Origin of the sequence: Oleiagrimonas sp. MCCC 1A03011 (genome assembly GCF_003267965.1) — a bacterium.
Classification (GTDB): Bacteria; Pseudomonadota; Gammaproteobacteria; order Xanthomonadales; family Rhodanobacteraceae; genus Oleiagrimonas; species Oleiagrimonas citrea.
Genome location: NZ_MSPY01000001.1, coordinates 602,780 through 618,741 on the forward strand (window position 1 = coordinate 602,780; position 15,962 = coordinate 618,741).

Consider the following 15,962-nt stretch of genomic DNA (forward strand, 5'->3'; position numbering starts at 1 on the left):
TATCATGGGCGGATTGTCCGAGGAGAAAACACCATGGCGACCAACTACCCCGAGTGGATCTGGCACAACGGCGAAATCATGCCCTGGCAGAACGCCACCGTGCATGTCATGGCGCACGCGCTGCATTACGGGTCGTCGGTGTTCGAGGGCATCCGCAGCTACGTGACGCCGGACGGACCGGCCATCTTCCGCCTTCAGGATCACCTCAAGCGCCTGTTCCATTCGGCCAAGATCTACGACATGGACATACCGTTCACCCAGGAACAGCTGAGCGCCGCCTGCCACGAAGTCATCCAGCGCAACGGTCTCGAGAAGGCCTATCTGCGCCCGCTGGCCTTCCGCAGCCTGGGCGGCCTGTCGCTGTCGGCGGACTGCCCGACTGAAGTCACCGTGGCCGCCTGGGAAATGGGCACCTACCTCGGCGCCGAGGCGCTGGAGAACGGCATCGATGCCTGCGTGTCGAGCTGGCAGCGCTTCGCGCCCAACACCATTCCGGCCGGTGCCAAGGCCGGCGGCAACTACCTGTCCGGCCAGCTGGTCGCGCGCGAGGCGCGCCGTCTGGGCTTCGGCGAAGGCATCGCCCTGGCCTCGACCGGGCTGCTCAGCGAAGGCGCGGGCGAGAACATCTTCCTCGTCTTCGGCAAGCAGGTGTTCACCGTGCCGGTCAGCGCAGCCATCCTCAACGGCATCACCCGCGACACCCTGATGAAACTGGCGCGCATCGACGGCATCGAGGTGATCGAGCGCGACATGCCACGTGAATATCTGTACCTGGCCGATGAAGTGTTCATGTGCGGCACCGCCGCCGAGATCACGCCGATCCGCTCGGTCGACGGCAAGCCGGTCGGCACCGGCAAGGCCGGTCCGGTCACGCGACGCATGCAGGAACTGTTCTTCGGACTGTTCGATGGCCGCACTCCGGATCCGGAAGGCTGGCTGGAACCGGTCTGACCCCGGAATAGCGCCACAAGAAGACATTCCGAGGCATCCCGCACGACCGGGATGCCTCAATCTGTGACTCCTGTCATAGTATTCGGGACATGAATACCGCACCGAACGAATCCACTGCCGCCCCATCGCGCGGCAGCATCGCCTGCGTGGGCCTGGGCATGGTGCTGGGGTCGCACCTCAGCCCACTCGCGCGCAGCCACATCGAACAAGCTGATGTGGTCTTTGCCGCGCTGTCGGACGGTATTGTGGAAATGTGGCTCAAACGCATGCACCCGGACGTACGCAGCCTGCAGCCCTACTACAACGAAGGCAAAAAATCTCGAAAGGTCACGTATCAAGAGTGGGTCGACGTGATGATGACCGAAGTGCGTGCAGGCAAGAATGTGTGCGCAGTCTTCTACGGCCACCCAGGCATTTTCGCCTGGTCTCCGCACGAGATCATCAAGGTTGCAAAGGCAGAGGGCTATCGCACGCACATGGAACCCGGCATTTCTGCGGAAGATTGCCTTTACGCCGATCTCGGTATCGATCCAGGGCGGCGCGGCTGTCAACACTACGAAGCCAGCCAGTTACTTTTCTACGATACACCGATCAATGCCCAAGCATTTCTCATTCTGTGGCAAGCCGGCCTTGTAGGCGATATGTCCATGAAACGCTTTTCCACTGGCCCGGAGTATCGTCAGGTGCTAGTAGACGTGCTAGCACGCGACTACACGCTGGATCACAGGGTGATCATCTATCGCGGTGCGACCTTGCCGATTGAGCAGCCTAGAATCCGAGAAACAACCCTGGGCGGACTCCCCGGCATCGACATCAGCAGTGAGGAAACCGTCGTTCTCCCGCCTGCATCCAAGCTGCGCCGCAATGAGGAGATCAGAAATCGCTTGGCGCGCTTGGACCGGAGGCAGACCGAGAACATTGCAGAAAACTGAGACACAATCCACAGAACTGTGATAAACGATAAGGGATATCAGGCACCCTGATATATACACCCAGCGGAAGTTCCACGGCTTCCGTGGCCAACCATCTGTCACAAGCCCAAGGGGGAAATCATGGCAAACACGATCGAGTTGCTGGAGTCCATTGGCAAGAATGCCTCCCTGCGTCACGCATCCGATTCCGACCTGGAGAAGATGCTCAATGAGATGCAGGCAAGCGATGCACTCAAGCACGCAGCAAGCACCCGCAATGCCGAGCACCTTAAGCAAGAGCTAGGTGCCAAGGTAATGGGGGTAAACAACACGCCTGTGAATGGCGGCTGTGAAGAAGACGAAGAAGAAGGCACAGCTGACAAGAAGCCAGATCAGGAGCACCACGAGAAATCGTAGAGCATCGCCCGACTTGCAGAGCATGCTTCTCTTTCGACACATGCAATGGCGCGCCGGCCTCGGGCTGGCGCTGCTTTGTCTTTTGGTAGCGGCATCCCGAGCAGCGCCGATTCAAGCAAGCACGCAGACGTCCGTTGTAAACGCATCAATCCATGCGTTACTGGAGAAAGCAGAACAATACTCGAACGGCGACCACGCCCGATTCCTCCCTGTCCTGCGCCGGTTGCAAAAGCTAAAGCCACATTTGAACAAACGGCAGCAGCAACATGTCGCGTACTGGGAAGCTTGGGAGGCTGGTAACAAAGGCGATGTTACGCGCTCCATCCTCATGTTGGAGCAAATCGCAGATCATACGGATGACCCGTCCCTGGACGCTCGCGCCAAGCTTCTACTCATCCACAAGTATATGGCTAGCCAGAAGTATGTACAGGCCTTCACGCTAGCCAATACGCTAACGAAATCTCTCAATACGGTGGCCGACCCCGACCTGCACGACCGCGTGCTGGTGCAAATGATCCAGATGCTGGTCTCGCAGAAGCAGTACGACCAAGCGCTGAGCTACGCAAAACAACTGAAATCCACTGCCACCACGGACACGAGGAAATGTCAGGGCAGTTATTTCGTGACCAATACGCAACTTCAGCGCCTCAACGTACTGACGTCATCCAGCCCCCAGTTCCACGAAACAATCGACCAGTGCTTGGCCGCTGACATGCTCTCCTATGCCAATGCCTTGCGTCTAAACTGGGCGAGCCTCATGGATGACGAAGGCCACACAGAGCAAGCCCTTGCATATCTGAACCGAATCGCGCCCGACATCATCAAAACCGGATACCAAGCACAGATAGCATCTCTCTACGTCACGCGCGCGCAAGCCTATCTGATCCAGCGCAATTATGCGCTCGCGAGCCAGTGGGCAAACAAGACTCTGGCTGCAAACGCTCCGAACAATTTCAACTGGACCGTGCAGGCAGCCTATGAAGTGCTCTATAAAGTACAAGAGCACGAAGGCCAGTACTTCGCTGCTCTTTCCAGTTACAAGAAGTACATCGACCAGTACAAGAAATCTACAAGCGATGCCAAGGCTCAAGCGCTGGCCTACCAAATCGTTCAACAGGAAGTGCTGACCAAGCGGTTGAAGCTACAGGAATTGAGCAAGCAGAATCGTATCCTTCAGTTGCGTCAGTCGCTGGATCGCAAGTCTGCGGAAACCAGCCGCCTGTACATCCTGCTTCTTCTCTTCGTGCTCGCCTCGATCGGTTTCTGGGCCTACCGGACCAAGCATTCGCAACTGCGGTTCCGCCGCATGGCGCGCGAAGACGATCTGACGGGCACCTTCAATCGACAGCACTTTCTGGACTGCGCGTCGCGCCTGCTGCAACGCATGCAGAAGACCGACAACGAGGCGTGCCTGATGATTCTCGACATGGATCATTTCAAGCGCGTCAACGACATGTACGGCCACATCACCGGCGATGTCGTACTCAAGCACGTCACGAACATCTGCCGACACGAACTCCGAACCTCGGACGTGTTCGGCCGGCTCGGCGGCGAAGAATTCGGCATTCTGATGCCGGGATGCACGCCCCAGCAGGGCAAGGAAATCGGCGACCGCATGCGTCGCGCACTGGTGAATGCGCCGATCCAGGTACTGGAGAACGAAAGCCTGACGATCACTGCCAGCATCGGACTGGCCAGCACGCGCACATCCGGCTATCAGCTCAAGCGCCTGCTGGTTCATGCCGACGAAGCGCTTTACGAAGCCAAGCGCAATGGCCGCAACCAGTTGATGATCAGCTCCGGCGCAGCAAATCCCGAAACCGCGGCGCAGCCGGGCTAGGACGCATGATCGTCGGCACCTGCGGCCACTTGGACAGAACGGCATGAACACGCCTTCCATGCTTTCCGAACCCCCATCTCGACGCGGCAGCATCGCCTGCGTCGGCTTGGGCATGGTACTTGGATCGCACCTCACCCCACTGGCCCGCAGCCACATCGAACAGGCGGACGTGATCTTCGCCGCCCTGTCCAACGGCATCGTCGAAAAGTGGCTGGAGCGCATGCACCCCGACGTACGCAGTCTGCAGCCCTATTACGGCAAGGGCGATAAATCGCGCAAGGTGACCTACCAGGAATGGGTCGACGTGATGATGGCCGAAGTACGCAAGGGAAAAGTCGTTTGCGGCGTGTTCTACGGCCACCCCGGCATATTCGCCTGGTCACCCCATGCGGTGATCGAGGCCGCGCGATCAGAAGGGTATGAAGCGCACATGGAACCCGGCATCTCCGCCGATGACTGCCTGTACGCCGACCTCGGCATCGATCCAGGGCGCTGCGGGTGTCAGCACTTCGAGGCCAACCAGCTGCTGTTCTTCGATACCCGCATCAATACCGACGCCTATCTCATACTGTGGCAAGCAGGACTGGTCGGAGACCGCTCATTCAAGCGCCTGAGGACAGAACCGGCCTATCGCCAGTTGCTTGTCGAGGTACTGAACAAGGACTATCCGCTGAGTCATGAAGCGATCGTCTATCGCGGCGCGACATTGCCCATAGAGCAAGCTCGTGTTCGTCGGATCACGCTCGGCGAACTGCCCAACGTCGACCTTACGGCAGAGGAAACGGTGGTGATTCCTCCGCTCTCGCGACCACGTCGCAATCGAGCGATGATGGCACGACTGGATGCACTGGACCGCCTGTTCCAGGACCAGAGATAGACGTGCAGGACAACCTCATGCCAGTCTGGCGCTGATCTTGTACCCTGAGCCGGTCTGCGCCTTTCAGCGCATGATCCCGGAACCGGCTCCCATTCAGAGCCGTACGATTGAGTACGGCTGTAGTTGAATGGAACGCCTCCTGTCCGATCATACGGAACTGGAGACCGCGGACTGACGACGATGAAAGGGGGATACGGTGGACACCATCGAAATATTGGAAGCCATCGGCAAGAATGCATCATACCGCCATGCATCCAGCGAACGTCTGGGTGAAATTCTTTCCGAAATGAGTGCCAGCGAGAGTCTCAGACGCACCGCGAAAACCGGAAATCAACACTATCTCGTGGCCGAATTCGGACAAGAGATCGTGTCCATGGTCCAAAGTCAGATCCAGGGCGGGTACGAGGAAGATCAGGAAGACGAAGAGCCGTGTCCGGAGCGAGACGGTGAAGACGAAAGGACGCCATCCTCGCCGGACTCCTGAGGATCAGCGTTCTGCAGGCAGGGTTTCCCGATGCGAAGACACTGGATGTTCATCGCCGCATTCTCGATCGCCTTCGTACCCGTCATGGCGAGTGCGAGCACACGAAGCGTGCCGGCGCCCGCCTCGACAACATCCCATGCGCTGCTGGAACGCGCAGACGAAATCAAGACAAAGAACCATGCTGAATTCATGCGTACGCTGGGATTGTTGCATCAGCGGGAGAGTTCGCTGTCTGACAGCCAGCGCTGGAGGTTGCGATACCTCGACGCATGGCAGGTCGCATTCGATGGGAATTATCGCGAGTCCGATAAAGCACTCCGAAAGATCATTTCCGATTCCACGGACCCTTCCGTATCTGCAAGGGCGTCGGCCCTGCGGATCTATATCCTGAACGCAGGTCAGCACTATGAGGCCTCGTACAAACTGGCCAGTCGATTAATAGCGGACCTTCCGAGAATCAACGACTCCAAAACCCGAATCGTGGTCCTGGTGCAAGTGTCACAGATGCTCGCGCTGGCCGGACAGTACGAACTTGCGTTGAAATACGCCCGACAGATCGAAGACGAACTTCCGCAGGGCGCAAGCAAGTGCAAAGCGTTGACCCTGGAAGCCAGTACACAAATCGAAAGCCACACACTGCGATCCTCGAGCCCCGCCCTCAACCGGGCCATCGATTCCTGCCTGAAGGCCAAACAGATCGTCTATGCCAATGTCTTGCGCATAGACAAAGCGAACCTGCTGATCAAGGAAGGTCACCCGGACCCGGCTATCGCATTGCTGGAACAGCTTGCCCCGAGTGCACGCAAAAGTGGATACCAGCGCCACGTAGTCGAATACCACGTGCTTCTCGCAAAGGCTTATCTGAAAAAAAACGACGATGTTCGCGCACGTCGGTATGCATTGGAGACGCTGTCTCTCGAGCATGCCGAAAATTTCGAGGAAGACATCAGCGAGGCCTACCACACCCTCTACCTGGTCAACAAAAGGACCGGGCAGCAAGCCGATGCGCTTGCCTATTACGAGAAATATGTGGCGCTCGACCAAGCTTCCACTCGAAAGGCCAAAGCACGCGCACTGGCTTACCAGATGGTCAAACAAGAGGTGTTGGCCAAGAAGACGAAGCTGGATACCCTCAGCAAGCAGAATCGCATCCTGCAACTGCGTCACGCCCTCGATTCCAAGCAAGCCGAAACCAATCGCCTGTACGTGCTGATCCTGCTTCTACTGCTCGCCAGCATCGGATTCCTGCTGTACAAGATCAAGCATTCGCAGCTCCGGTTCCGGCGCATGGCGCGCGAGGACGATCTGACCGGAGCGTTCACTCGTCAGCACTTTTTCGAACAGGCCGAACACATTCTGCGTCGTATGCAGAAAAACGACAACGAAGCCTGCCTGATGATCCTCGACATGGATCACTTCAAACGCGTGAACGACGTGTACGGGCACATCACGGGCGATTCCGTACTCAAGCACGCGACAAGCATATGCCAGCATGAACTTCGCTCCTCGGATGTGTTCGGCCGCCTCGGCGGCGAGGAGTTCGGTGTCCTGATGCCCGGCTGCACGCCGCAACAGGGCAAGGAAATCGGCGACCGTATGCGTCGCGCATTGATGAATGCCCCGGTCCGCGTACTGGAAAACGAGAGCCTGACGATCACCGCCAGCATCGGGCTGGCCAGTACGCGCACATCCGGGTATCAGCTCATGCGCATGATGCTTCACGCTGACGAAGCGCTTTACGAAGCCAAGCGCAATGGCCGCAATCAGCTCATGATCAGCTCGGGAAACACTGCCACGGCGATGGCCTGAGCAACTGGAAATACGACTCGACAGCGCCCCATGCCGCCCGGAGCAGGCACACGTCCCCATCGCTCGGGCCCATCCAAAAGCATGAAGCCCCACACCTCCGACACCCACGGCAACAACCGATGCGTGCCGTCTCTTGATACAAGGGGGTCTGCACAGCGCTTCAATGGCCCAGCACAATGGTCACAGTCGACCGATCCGCGGCATCACGGAAGCCCGACCAAGAACGCAACCAGCTGAAAAGATCCGTCAGGAACGGTGCGTGCGCGGGAACAGCACGGTCGCGACCACGCCCACCACATCCTCGCGCGGACGGATGGCCACGTGCCAGCCATACAGCTCGCAGAGTCGACGCACGATGGCCAGTCCCAATCCGGCACCGCTGCCTGTCGCACCCTCGCCGCGCGTGCCGCGCTGGAACAGCGCGTCGGCCTCTTCCGCCTTGATGCCGCGCCCGGTGTCCTCGATGACGATGCGATCCTCGAGAATGCTGACTTCCACTTCGCCGTGCTGCGTGTACTTGATCGCATTGCCGACCAGGTTCGTCAGCACCACCGCCAGCACTGAAGCCGGCGCGTCCACCTTCAACGGCTGCACGCTGCGCAGGCGCAGATCGACCGGCTTGCCACGCATGTGCGGGCGCTGGCTCTCGATCACGTCTTCGGCCACCTTCGCGGCCTCGGTGATTTCACCGAACGTCGGACCGCGGCGCTCGGCGCGCGACAGCAGCAGCAGTGCCTCGATCATCTCCGTCGCCTGCCGCGAGGATCGCTCGATGCGCTTGAGCCGCTCACGCAGCTTGTCGTTGAGATCCGGCGAGGCCTGCAGCAATTCGGTAGTACTGGAAATCACCGCCAGCGGCGTGCGCAGCTCGTGGCTGACGTCGGAATTGAACTCGCGATCACGCTCGACCAGCGCCGTCAGGCGCTCGGAATATTCGTCCAGCGCCTGGGCCAATTCGCCGATCTCGTCATCGGCGACATGCGGCGCCAGCGGCTCGGCCTTGCCGATGCGGCGGAAATCCCGGAGCCGGGCGGCCAACTCGGTCACCGGGCGCAATACCCGTCTCGACAACCAGATTCCCAGCGCCAGCGAAAACAGGCTGAACAGCACCACCGCCGCGACCAGGCCGATCATCAACTGGCGCTTGCCCTGCTCGTCGCGACTGACGTCGTAGCGGATGAAGCCGATCAGGCCGTACTTGCGCCGCACCGCCAGCTTGTAGTGGTGCATGTTGCCGTCCGGCCCGACCTCGGAAATATCGTGCACGCCGCTGGCCAGGTCCTGCCAGGCCAGCGGCATCTTGTACAAGGTGCGATCGCTCTTGAACCAGCCTTCCACCAGCTCCGAGTGCGCCTGATAGTTGGGATTGGCGTGCAGCCGCTCGATGTTGTTGTCGACATCATGCTGCAAGGCATTGACGACCAACTGGTCCTCGACCTTGGCGCGCACGTAGAGCGCGGCCATGGCGAACAGCACCGAAAGGCCGATGCCGAACAGCGCGAACGAGACGATCAGGCGAGTGCGCAGCTTACGTCGGGAGCGCATCCGGATCGACCATGCGGTAACCGATGCCGTGGCGGGTGTGGATCAGCGGCTTCTCGAACGGCTTGTCGATGGCCGCGCGCAGACCGTGGATATGCACACGCAGGCTGTCGCTGTCGGGCAATTCCTCGCCCCAGACCTTCTGCTCCAGATCGTGCCGGGTGACCACGGACGGGCTGGCGTCCATCAACGCCTGCAGCAACTTCAGGCCGATCGGATTGAGCTGGATCGAGGTCCCGGCGCGGGTCACCGTGAGCGTGTCGAGGTTGTAGGTCAGATCGGCGACCTTGAGCACGCGGCTCTGCGGCCCCTTTCCGCGTCGCGCCAGCACTTCAAGGCGCACGCCCAGTTCCTGCAGCGCGAAGGGTTTGGTCATGTAGTCGTCGGCGCCCGATTCGAAACCGGTGATCTTCTGCTCCAGCGCGTCGCGCGCGGTCAGCATCAGAATCGGCGTCTGCTTGTGCGCCTCGTGACGCAGCTTGCGGGCCACTTCCAGGCCGTCCATCCCTGGCAGGGTCAGATCCAGCACAATGACGTCGAAATCGTGCACCACGGCCAGATGCAGCCCTGTCACGCCGTCGCCGGCGAAATCGACGATGTGGTGACGATCCTCCAGATAGTCACCGATGTTGGTGGCCAGGTCGTTGTTGTCTTCGATGACCAATACGCGCATGCGACGTCCTCGGTACAGCGCCGGACATGACGCCGGCGGTTCAAGCTTAACGGGAATCGGGGCAAACCGGGACACCGGACAAGAAAAGGCCCGGACGGAAGGCTGGGGGAAGTCGCCGCGTCCGGGCCCAAGTCGCTGCCCCGATCGTCACGGTCGCGAAGCGTGCGGCCTGGGGAAGGCCGGTCGCGGACCCGTGACGATTCCTTTCTAGGCGCGCACGGTTTAAACGGCCGTTAACCGCCAGAGATGGAAGCGTTAAATCAGGGGACACTCGGCCGAATGGCCGAGGTGGAGCGGGTGACGGGAATCGAACCCGTGTCATCAGCTTGGGAAGCTGAGGTTCTACCATTGAACTACACCCGCGCGGATGCAGGGCGATTACATCGGGTTTGCTTCGTCCGCGCAAGCCCGATGTCGCAAACGCGCGAACCGACGACACGCATCGGCGCGGCACGCTCGGCTACAATGCGCGCATGGGGGTCCGCCTTCTCGACCGCGCATCGCGATCCGGCACCCGGCTGTTGCCGGCCGTCCGGAACGCGCACGCTTCGACCGATAGGCGCGCACGCCCGAAACACCCGATTCGACAAGGTATTCCGATGCACATCTTCGCGTCGATCGCCGCCCCGGAGCGCGAGCGATGACTGGTTCCGATCCGTCCAGCGACCACAAGGACACCGACCGCCGCCGTCCCGTGCGCAGCTTCGTGCTGCGTGAAGGCCGCATCACGCCGGCCCAGCAACGCGCCTTCGATGCGCACTGGGCGCGTTTCGGCCTGGACTACAAGGGCCAGCCACGGGATCTGGACGCGGTGTTCGACCGCCGTGCACCGCGTGTGCTGGAGATCGGCTTCGGCAACGGCGAGGCCCTGGCCTGGGCGGCGACCCACGATCCGGACCGTGACTACATCGGCGTCGAAGTGCACCGACCGGGCGTCGGACGACTCATGAACGCTCTGGCCGAGGCCGAAGCCACGAACGTGCGCATCTACCGCCATGACGCCGTCGAAGTGCTGCGCGAGGAGATCGCGCCCGAGAGCCTGGACGAAGTGCGCGTGTGGTTCCCCGACCCGTGGCCGAAGAAGCGGCACCACAAGCGACGCCTGATCCAGCCCGACTTCGTCGCCCTGATCGCCACGCGCGTACGGCCAGGCGGCCTGTTGCACCTGGCCACCGACTGGGCCGAGTATGCTGAACACATGATCGAAGTCATGGAAGCCTCCTCCGCATGGCGCAACCGGGAAGGACCGGGCAACGTATCGGAACGACCGGCCTGGCGCATCGAGACGCATTTCGAACGCCGTGGCCTGCGACTCGGTCACGACGTCTGCGACCTGATCTACGAACGCCAATGAGCCTTTTCACGAGCCCCCTCGGACACGCATCGCGGTGAACTCATTGATCCGACGCCCGATTCCACCCGCCACGCAGCGCCCGGCCGCACGCGAGCGGCGCTGAACGGTTCGCCACGACGACGCCCCCATGGACAGCACCGCCGCCGGCATGACACTGACTCCCGACATGATCCTGGTCCTCGGGCTGGTGGCCTTCACCATGGCCATGTTGGTGCTGGAGTGGATCCGCGCGGACATGGTCGCGCTGCTGGTGGTGGTGGTGATCGGCCTGACCGGACTCATGCCGGCCACGCAGGTGTTTCAGGGTTTCGCCGGCAACGCGGTGATCGCCATCCTGGCGATCATGATCATGGGCGCGGGACTGGATCGCGCCGGCGCGCTGTCCAAGGCCGCGGCCTTCGTCATGCGCATGTCCGGCGGACGCGAGTCGCGGCTGGGCATCGTCGTCAACGGCGTGACCAGCGTGTTCAGCGCCATCATCCCCAGCCAGGCGCTGGCGGCGCTGATGATTCCGGTCACCAGCCGCCTGTCCGCACGCACCGGCGTGCCGCTGACGCGCATGCTGCTACCGATGGCGTTCTGCATCCTCACCGCCACCAACACCACGCTGATCGCCAACTCGCCGCTGATCCTGCTGAACGACCTGATCGCCAGCGCCAACCGCAATCTGCCGCCCGGCGCGCACACCATCGCCCGCTTCAGCCTGTTCAGCGTGACCCCCATCGGTGTGACCCTGGCCGTGATCGGCGTTACCTACTTCGCACTGTTCGCCAAACGCCTGCTGCCGGCGCGCGAGGACGACCGGCAGAAAGTCACGCCGGGCCGTACCGAGAGCTACTTCGCCGAGACCTACGGCATCGTCGGCACACCCGCCGAACTGACCGTCACCGCCGAGAGCGCGCTGGTCGGCATGAGCGTGGGCGAGGTGGAACAGCTGCACGGCGCGCCGCTGATCCTGGCCATGAAGAACGGCAACGAATCGCGCATGGCGCCGCCGGCCGAGGAGATGATCTGGGTCGGCACCGTGCTCGGCGTGCTCGGCGCGCGCGAACAGGTCAACGAATTCGCCAACAATCAGCTGTGCCGGGTCTCGCCGCGCATGCGCCAGCTGGCCGACCTGTTCAACCCGGCCCGTGCGGGCATTTCCGAGGCGGTGGTACCGCCCAGCTCCAGCGTCATCAAGCAGCGCATCGGCGACCTGCACCTGCGCAAGCGCTTCGGCATTGCAGTGCTGGCGGTCAACCGCGGCGAGCAGGTGTTCCGCGAGGACATCCGCGGCATCAGCCTGCGCGCCGGCGACACCCTGGTGCTGCACAGCCACTGGAACGACCTGGCGATGATGCAGGCCGACCGCGACCTGGTCGTCATCACCGACGTGCCCAAGGTCGAGCAGCGCCCGGGCAAGCTGTGGCAGGCGCTGGGCTTCTTCCTGCTGGCGATGGGGCTGGCCCTGTTCACCGACCTGGACCTGCCGGTGGCCATGATGAGCGGCGCGATCGGCATGCTGCTCACGGGCGTGCTGACCATGGACGAGGCCTACCGCGCAGTGAACTGGAAGACCATCTTCGTCACCGCCTGCCTGATTCCGCTGGGCTGGTCGATGGACTCCACGGGCGCCGCCGCCTGGTTGGCGCAGGAAGTGCTGCACTACTCGCACGGCGCCCCGCAATGGTCGCTGCAGCTGGCCATCGCCGTACTGACGCTGCTGTTCTCGCAGGTGATGTCGAACGTCGGCGCCACGGTGATGATGGTGCCCATCGCCATCAGCGTGGCCGTGGCGACCGGCGGCAACCCGGCCGCCTACGCGCTGATCGTGGCGCTGTCCTCGTCCAACACCTTCCTGATCAGCTCGGGTCACCCGGCGCTGATGATGATCGCCGGACCGGGCGGCTACCGCTCACGCGATTTCCTTCGCGTCGGCCTGCCGCTGACCATTCTGATGCTGGCTGCAACACTGGTCGGCATCAATCTGATGTACCACTGACCCGCGCCTAGAGGCCGGTCAGGAGCACCTCGTCGTTCTCGATCTCGATGCCCACGCGCGCCAGATGGTCGCCCTGACACGGGCCACCCGTGCACAGGCCGCTCTCGATGCGGAAGCTGGCGCCGTGCGCAGCGCAGACCAGCACACGGTCCTTCAGCAGGAAACGGCCCGGCGCCCAGTCCAGCCGCCGGCCCGCGTGGGGGCAGACATTGTGGTAAGCGTGGATCTGGCCGTCCGCACAGGTCACGATGAAGGCATGTTGCTCGCCGGAAAGCTCCTTTTCGATGCCGATCGCGGCACCTTCGGCGACATCTTCCACCGCACACAGATGCACGGGAAAAACGGAATCGGCAACCTCTGGCACTTGTGTCACGGCGTCATCGACCTCATGGTGGAAGGCGAGATTGTAGCTTCTTGCGAGAATTGCCATGCGCACGCGCTTGTTCATCCTGCAACGCCCCCGCCACCCACTCGCCCGTCTGGCGCTGGCGCTGCTGGGCTTGGCCGTGTTCGGCGCCCTGCTGGTCTTCGGTCTGATCGCGCTGGCCGTGCTGGTGGCCGTCGGCGGCGTGCTGATGCTGGTACGCGCCTGGCGCGGCCGCCATGCCGACGGCAACGCGCCGGATGACGGCTCACGCCCGGCCGATCCAGAGGTGCTGGAAGGCGAGTACGTGGTGATCCGCGAAAGTCGCCACGTCCGGCACTCCTGACCCGCGTTCACTCGGGCGTTGCCGGCCCGACAGCGCTACACTGCGCGCCCGTCCCCTGATCCGATGCGCGCATGACCCCGACCGCAGACTCCCCGGCTGCCCCGGCCGAGCAACGCTGGCTGGTGCCTCTGGCGCTGGTCTCGCTGTACGTGGTGTGGGGCTCGACCTACCTCGGCATCCGTTTCGCGCTGGTCAGCTGGCCCCCGTTCATGCTGGCGGCGATCCGCTTCGCCCTCGCCGGCGTCCTGCTGTATGCCTGGCTGCGACTGCGCGGCGCGGCGCCGCCGACGCGACGGCAATGGCGCAATGCCGCCATCACCGGCACCCTCCTGCTGCTCGGCGGCAACGGCCTGGTCTGCTACGCGGAGCAGAGCGTCAGTTCGGGCATCGCCGCCGTCGCGGTGGCCTCGATGCCGCTGTTCGCCACGCTGTTCAACGGTTTCTACGGCGAGTGGCCGCAACGCAATGAAATCCTCGGTCTGGTCATCGGCTTCATCGGCGTGGTGGTGCTGAATCTTGGCAGCACGCTGTCCGGATCGCGTCTCGGCGCACTGGCACTCGTCAGTGCCGCTGCGCTGTGGGCCTTCGGCTCCTCGTGGAGCCGCCGCCAGGACATGCCGGCCGGCCCCATGAACACCGCCGCGCAGATGCTGTGCGCCAGCATCGCACTCACCCTCACGGCCTTCCTCACCGGCGAGCGCCTGCCCGCGCATCCCGAACTGCATGCCACGCTGGCGATCGGCTACCTGGTCGTGTTCGGTTCGCTGATCGGCTTCAGCTCCTATGTCTATCTGCTGAAGACCGTGCGCCCGGCGCTGTCGACCAGCTACGCCTACGTCAATCCGCCCGTGGCCGTGCTGTTCGGCCTGATGCTCGGCGGCGAACACGTCGGCCCAGTCGACCTGGCGGGCATGGCGGTGATCCTGGTCGGCGTCGCCATCGTGATCTTCTCGCGCGGACGCGCGGCGCGTGCCGCGAAAGCCGGCGGCTGAAGCTCGCTCCGTCAGGACTCGCGCAGAGCCGTCGTCACCGGCAACCGCGCCGCGCGCACGGCAGGGAACAGTCCGCCGATGAAGCCGATGGCCAGCGCCCACTTCAGTCCGTTCCAGAGCAGTCCCGGGGAGACGCGGAACTGGAACACCACCTGGCTGAAATTCGCACCCAGTGTGGATGCGGTGTAGCCATTGAAGATCAACCACGTCACCAGCCCGCCGAGCAGACCACCCAGCGCCGCCAGCAGCAGCGTCTCCAGCATCACCGACACCACCACCGGCACGCTGCGGAAGCCGATCGCGCGCAGGGTCGCGATCTCGCGCGCCCGCGTCGCAACGGCCGCGAACATGGTGTTGAGCGCGCCGAACACCGCGCCGATCGCCATGATGATACCGACCACGAGTCCGACGATGCGCAGCGTCTTGGTCAGGTTCTCTGACTGCTTGGCGAAATAGGTACGCGTGGTACTGGCGTCGACCTTCAGGCGCGGATCGCTGGTCAGCGCCGCCTTGAACGTGTCGAAGGCCGCCGGCGATGTCAGCTTGGCCGTCACCGATTGCACGCTGCTGCCGCGCCGGTAGGCGGAGGCCACGGTCTTCACATCGCCCCAGAGTTCGGAATCATGCGAGTCATGGGAGACGAACGTGCCGACCACGGTCCATTCCTGACCGCCCAGGCGCAGCTGGTGGCCCACCGTCAGCCCGGCAAACTGGCGCTGCGCGCCCTGGCCGACCACCAGTTCGCGCAATCCCGGCTTGAATCGCCGACCGTCGATCAGGGTGACGTTCGGCCGCAACGCCCACGCCTGCTCGCCAACGCCGCGGATCTGCACATTCGCCTCGATGCTGGCGTCGCTCTTCTTCGGCAGATTGGCGACCACCACCACTTCCGGCGAGGCGATCGGCTTGCCGGACGCGTCGCGGGCGACGCCCGCCGCCTGCGAGATGATGTCCACGTCGTTGCGGCCGAGCACCGAGTTGAGCTCGGCCTGCGAGCCACCGCGCAGCACGATGGCGGTGTCATCCGAACCGGTGCGCTGCAGGGTGCTCTGGAAGCCTTCGGCCATGGCCAGCAGCGCGACCAGCACGCCGACCACACCGGCGATGCCGATGACGATGACCGACGAGGCGCCGAGGCGCTGGCGCAGTGTGCTAATGCCGACAGCAGTGGCCGAAGCCGACTGCCTACCCTGCCGTGAAAGCGCCAGCCAAATTCCCATGACCACCACCAGCGCCACCGCGCCATACCAGGGCATGCGCGTCCAGCCGAAGAGCAATACGGCGCCAGCCGTGATCAGGGTCGGATGGACTCGTGCTGAAGTGAATGCCGTCCACAACCACAACACGATAACCGTGACCACACCCATGGAAACCAGCCCCGCTCTCGGCAACGCAGGGAAAGCGATCCATGTAATCAA

The 15,962-nt window shown here is 62.7% G+C and carries 15 protein-coding genes and 1 tRNA gene; 11 read left to right on the forward strand and 5 right to left on the reverse strand.

Going from position 1 to position 15,962, the window contains the following annotated elements; all coding sequences use genetic code 11:
- The first annotated feature begins 33 nt into the window (after positions 1–33).
- The 7 genes from BTJ49_RS02750 (at position 34) to BTJ49_RS02780 (ending at position 7,289) form a co-directional block, all read left to right on the forward strand.
- Positions 34–951 carry a branched-chain amino acid transaminase gene (locus tag BTJ49_RS02750; protein ID WP_113063805.1) on the forward strand — a complete coding sequence of 306 codons (918 nt, stop codon included), beginning with the start codon at positions 34–36 and terminating at the stop codon, positions 949–951.
- 89 nt (positions 952–1,040) lie between these two features.
- On the forward strand, positions 1,041–1,883 hold the full coding sequence (locus BTJ49_RS02755; protein WP_206098355.1) for an SAM-dependent methyltransferase: 843 nt from the start codon (positions 1,041–1,043) through the stop codon (positions 1,881–1,883).
- 120 nt (positions 1,884–2,003) lie between these two features.
- Positions 2,004–2,279 carry a hypothetical protein gene (locus BTJ49_RS02760; protein WP_113063806.1) on the forward strand — a complete coding sequence of 92 codons (276 nt, stop codon included), beginning with the start codon at positions 2,004–2,006 and terminating at the stop codon, positions 2,277–2,279.
- 22 nt (positions 2,280–2,301) lie between these two features.
- Positions 2,302–4,119, forward strand: a complete 1,818-nt coding sequence (locus BTJ49_RS02765; protein ID WP_168184639.1) for a GGDEF domain-containing protein — start codon at positions 2,302–2,304, stop codon at positions 4,117–4,119.
- A gap of 58 nt (positions 4,120–4,177) precedes the next feature.
- Positions 4,178–4,996 (forward strand): SAM-dependent methyltransferase, encoded by an 819-nt coding sequence (locus BTJ49_RS02770; RefSeq protein WP_255420368.1) that lies wholly within the window; start codon positions 4,178–4,180, stop codon positions 4,994–4,996.
- Positions 4,997–5,192: 196 nt separating this feature from the next.
- Positions 5,193–5,480 (forward strand): hypothetical protein, encoded by a 288-nt coding sequence (locus BTJ49_RS02775; protein ID WP_146742244.1) that lies wholly within the window; start codon positions 5,193–5,195, stop codon positions 5,478–5,480.
- A gap of 45 nt (positions 5,481–5,525) precedes the next feature.
- Positions 5,526–7,289 carry a GGDEF domain-containing protein gene (locus BTJ49_RS02780; RefSeq protein ID WP_168184640.1) on the forward strand — a complete coding sequence of 588 codons (1,764 nt, stop codon included), beginning with the start codon at positions 5,526–5,528 and terminating at the stop codon, positions 7,287–7,289.
- A gap of 246 nt (positions 7,290–7,535) precedes the next feature.
- On the opposite strand, the gene BTJ49_RS02785 is transcribed toward BTJ49_RS02780, so the two are convergent.
- The 3 genes from BTJ49_RS02785 to BTJ49_RS02795 form a co-directional block, all read right to left on the reverse strand.
- Positions 7,536–8,834 carry a sensor histidine kinase gene (locus tag BTJ49_RS02785; protein WP_113063811.1) on the reverse strand — a complete coding sequence of 433 codons (1,299 nt, stop codon included), beginning with the start codon at positions 8,832–8,834 and terminating at the stop codon, positions 7,536–7,538.
- A complete protein-coding gene (locus tag BTJ49_RS02790) occupies positions 8,818–9,504 on the reverse strand; it encodes a response regulator transcription factor (protein ID WP_113063812.1) in 687 nt (228 codons plus the stop codon). The genes BTJ49_RS02785 and BTJ49_RS02790 overlap by 17 nt, the downstream gene beginning before the upstream one ends.
- A 289-nt stretch (positions 9,505–9,793) precedes the next feature.
- Positions 9,794–9,867: transfer RNA gene (locus BTJ49_RS02795), tRNA-Gly, on the reverse strand.
- 277 nt (positions 9,868–10,144) lie between these two features.
- Between BTJ49_RS02795 and trmB the strand changes: the two genes are divergently transcribed.
- Complete coding sequence (trmB, locus tag BTJ49_RS02805) at positions 10,145–10,858, forward strand: tRNA (guanosine(46)-N7)-methyltransferase TrmB (protein ID WP_113063814.1); 714 nt, start codon at positions 10,145–10,147, stop codon at positions 10,856–10,858.
- A 127-nt stretch (positions 10,859–10,985) separates the two neighbouring features.
- Positions 10,986–12,842 (forward strand): SLC13 family permease, encoded by a 1,857-nt coding sequence (locus BTJ49_RS02810; RefSeq protein ID WP_193568467.1) that lies wholly within the window; start codon positions 10,986–10,988, stop codon positions 12,840–12,842.
- 7 nt (positions 12,843–12,849) lie between these two features.
- Here the strand turns inward: BTJ49_RS02810 and BTJ49_RS02815 are convergent, their stop codons facing one another.
- Positions 12,850–13,272, reverse strand: coding sequence for a Rieske 2Fe-2S domain-containing protein (locus tag BTJ49_RS02815; protein ID WP_113063815.1), 423 nt, complete (start codon positions 13,270–13,272; stop codon positions 12,850–12,852).
- Here BTJ49_RS02815 and BTJ49_RS02820 point away from each other — a divergent pair.
- A complete protein-coding gene (locus tag BTJ49_RS02820; protein WP_113063816.1) occupies positions 13,271–13,552 on the forward strand; it encodes a hypothetical protein in 282 nt (93 codons plus the stop codon). The genes BTJ49_RS02815 and BTJ49_RS02820 overlap by 2 nt on opposite strands.
- Before the next feature lie 71 nt (positions 13,553–13,623).
- Complete coding sequence (gene yedA / locus BTJ49_RS02825; protein WP_113063817.1) at positions 13,624–14,544, forward strand: drug/metabolite exporter YedA; 921 nt, start codon at positions 13,624–13,626, stop codon at positions 14,542–14,544.
- Between the two features lie 11 nt (positions 14,545–14,555).
- On the opposite strand, the gene BTJ49_RS02830 is transcribed toward yedA, so the two are convergent.
- Complete coding sequence (locus BTJ49_RS02830; RefSeq protein ID WP_113063818.1) at positions 14,556–15,911, reverse strand: ABC transporter permease; 1,356 nt, start codon at positions 15,909–15,911, stop codon at positions 14,556–14,558.
- Positions 15,912–15,962: the final 51 nt, after the last annotated feature.

Coding starts and splice junctions, on each gene's coding strand:
- BTJ49_RS02785 (WP_113063811.1), bottom strand. CDS start 8,834: ATGCGCTCCCGACGTAAGCTGCGCACTCGCCTGATCGTCTCGTTCGCG.
- BTJ49_RS02820 (WP_113063816.1), top strand. CDS start 13,271: ATGCGCACGCGCTTGTTCATCCTGCAACGCCCCCGCCACCCACTCGCC.
- BTJ49_RS02770 (WP_255420368.1), top strand. CDS start 4,178: ATGCTTTCCGAACCCCCATCTCGACGCGGCAGCATCGCCTGCGTCGGC.
- yedA (WP_113063817.1), top strand. CDS start 13,624: ATGACCCCGACCGCAGACTCCCCGGCTGCCCCGGCCGAGCAACGCTGG.
- BTJ49_RS02815 (WP_113063815.1), bottom strand. CDS start 13,272: ATGGCAATTCTCGCAAGAAGCTACAATCTCGCCTTCCACCATGAGGTC.
- BTJ49_RS02830 (WP_113063818.1), bottom strand. CDS start 15,911: ATGGGTGTGGTCACGGTTATCGTGTTGTGGTTGTGGACGGCATTCACT.
- BTJ49_RS02750 (WP_113063805.1), top strand. CDS start 34: ATGGCGACCAACTACCCCGAGTGGATCTGGCACAACGGCGAAATCATG.
- BTJ49_RS02755 (WP_206098355.1), top strand. CDS start 1,041: ATGAATACCGCACCGAACGAATCCACTGCCGCCCCATCGCGCGGCAGC.
- BTJ49_RS02780 (WP_168184640.1), top strand. CDS start 5,526: ATGTTCATCGCCGCATTCTCGATCGCCTTCGTACCCGTCATGGCGAGT.
- BTJ49_RS02790 (WP_113063812.1), bottom strand. CDS start 9,504: ATGCGCGTATTGGTCATCGAAGACAACAACGACCTGGCCACCAACATC.
- BTJ49_RS02760 (WP_113063806.1), top strand. CDS start 2,004: ATGGCAAACACGATCGAGTTGCTGGAGTCCATTGGCAAGAATGCCTCC.
- trmB (WP_113063814.1), top strand. CDS start 10,145: ATGACTGGTTCCGATCCGTCCAGCGACCACAAGGACACCGACCGCCGC.
- BTJ49_RS02765 (WP_168184639.1), top strand. CDS start 2,302: ATGCTTCTCTTTCGACACATGCAATGGCGCGCCGGCCTCGGGCTGGCG.
- BTJ49_RS02810 (WP_193568467.1), top strand. CDS start 10,986: ATGGACAGCACCGCCGCCGGCATGACACTGACTCCCGACATGATCCTG.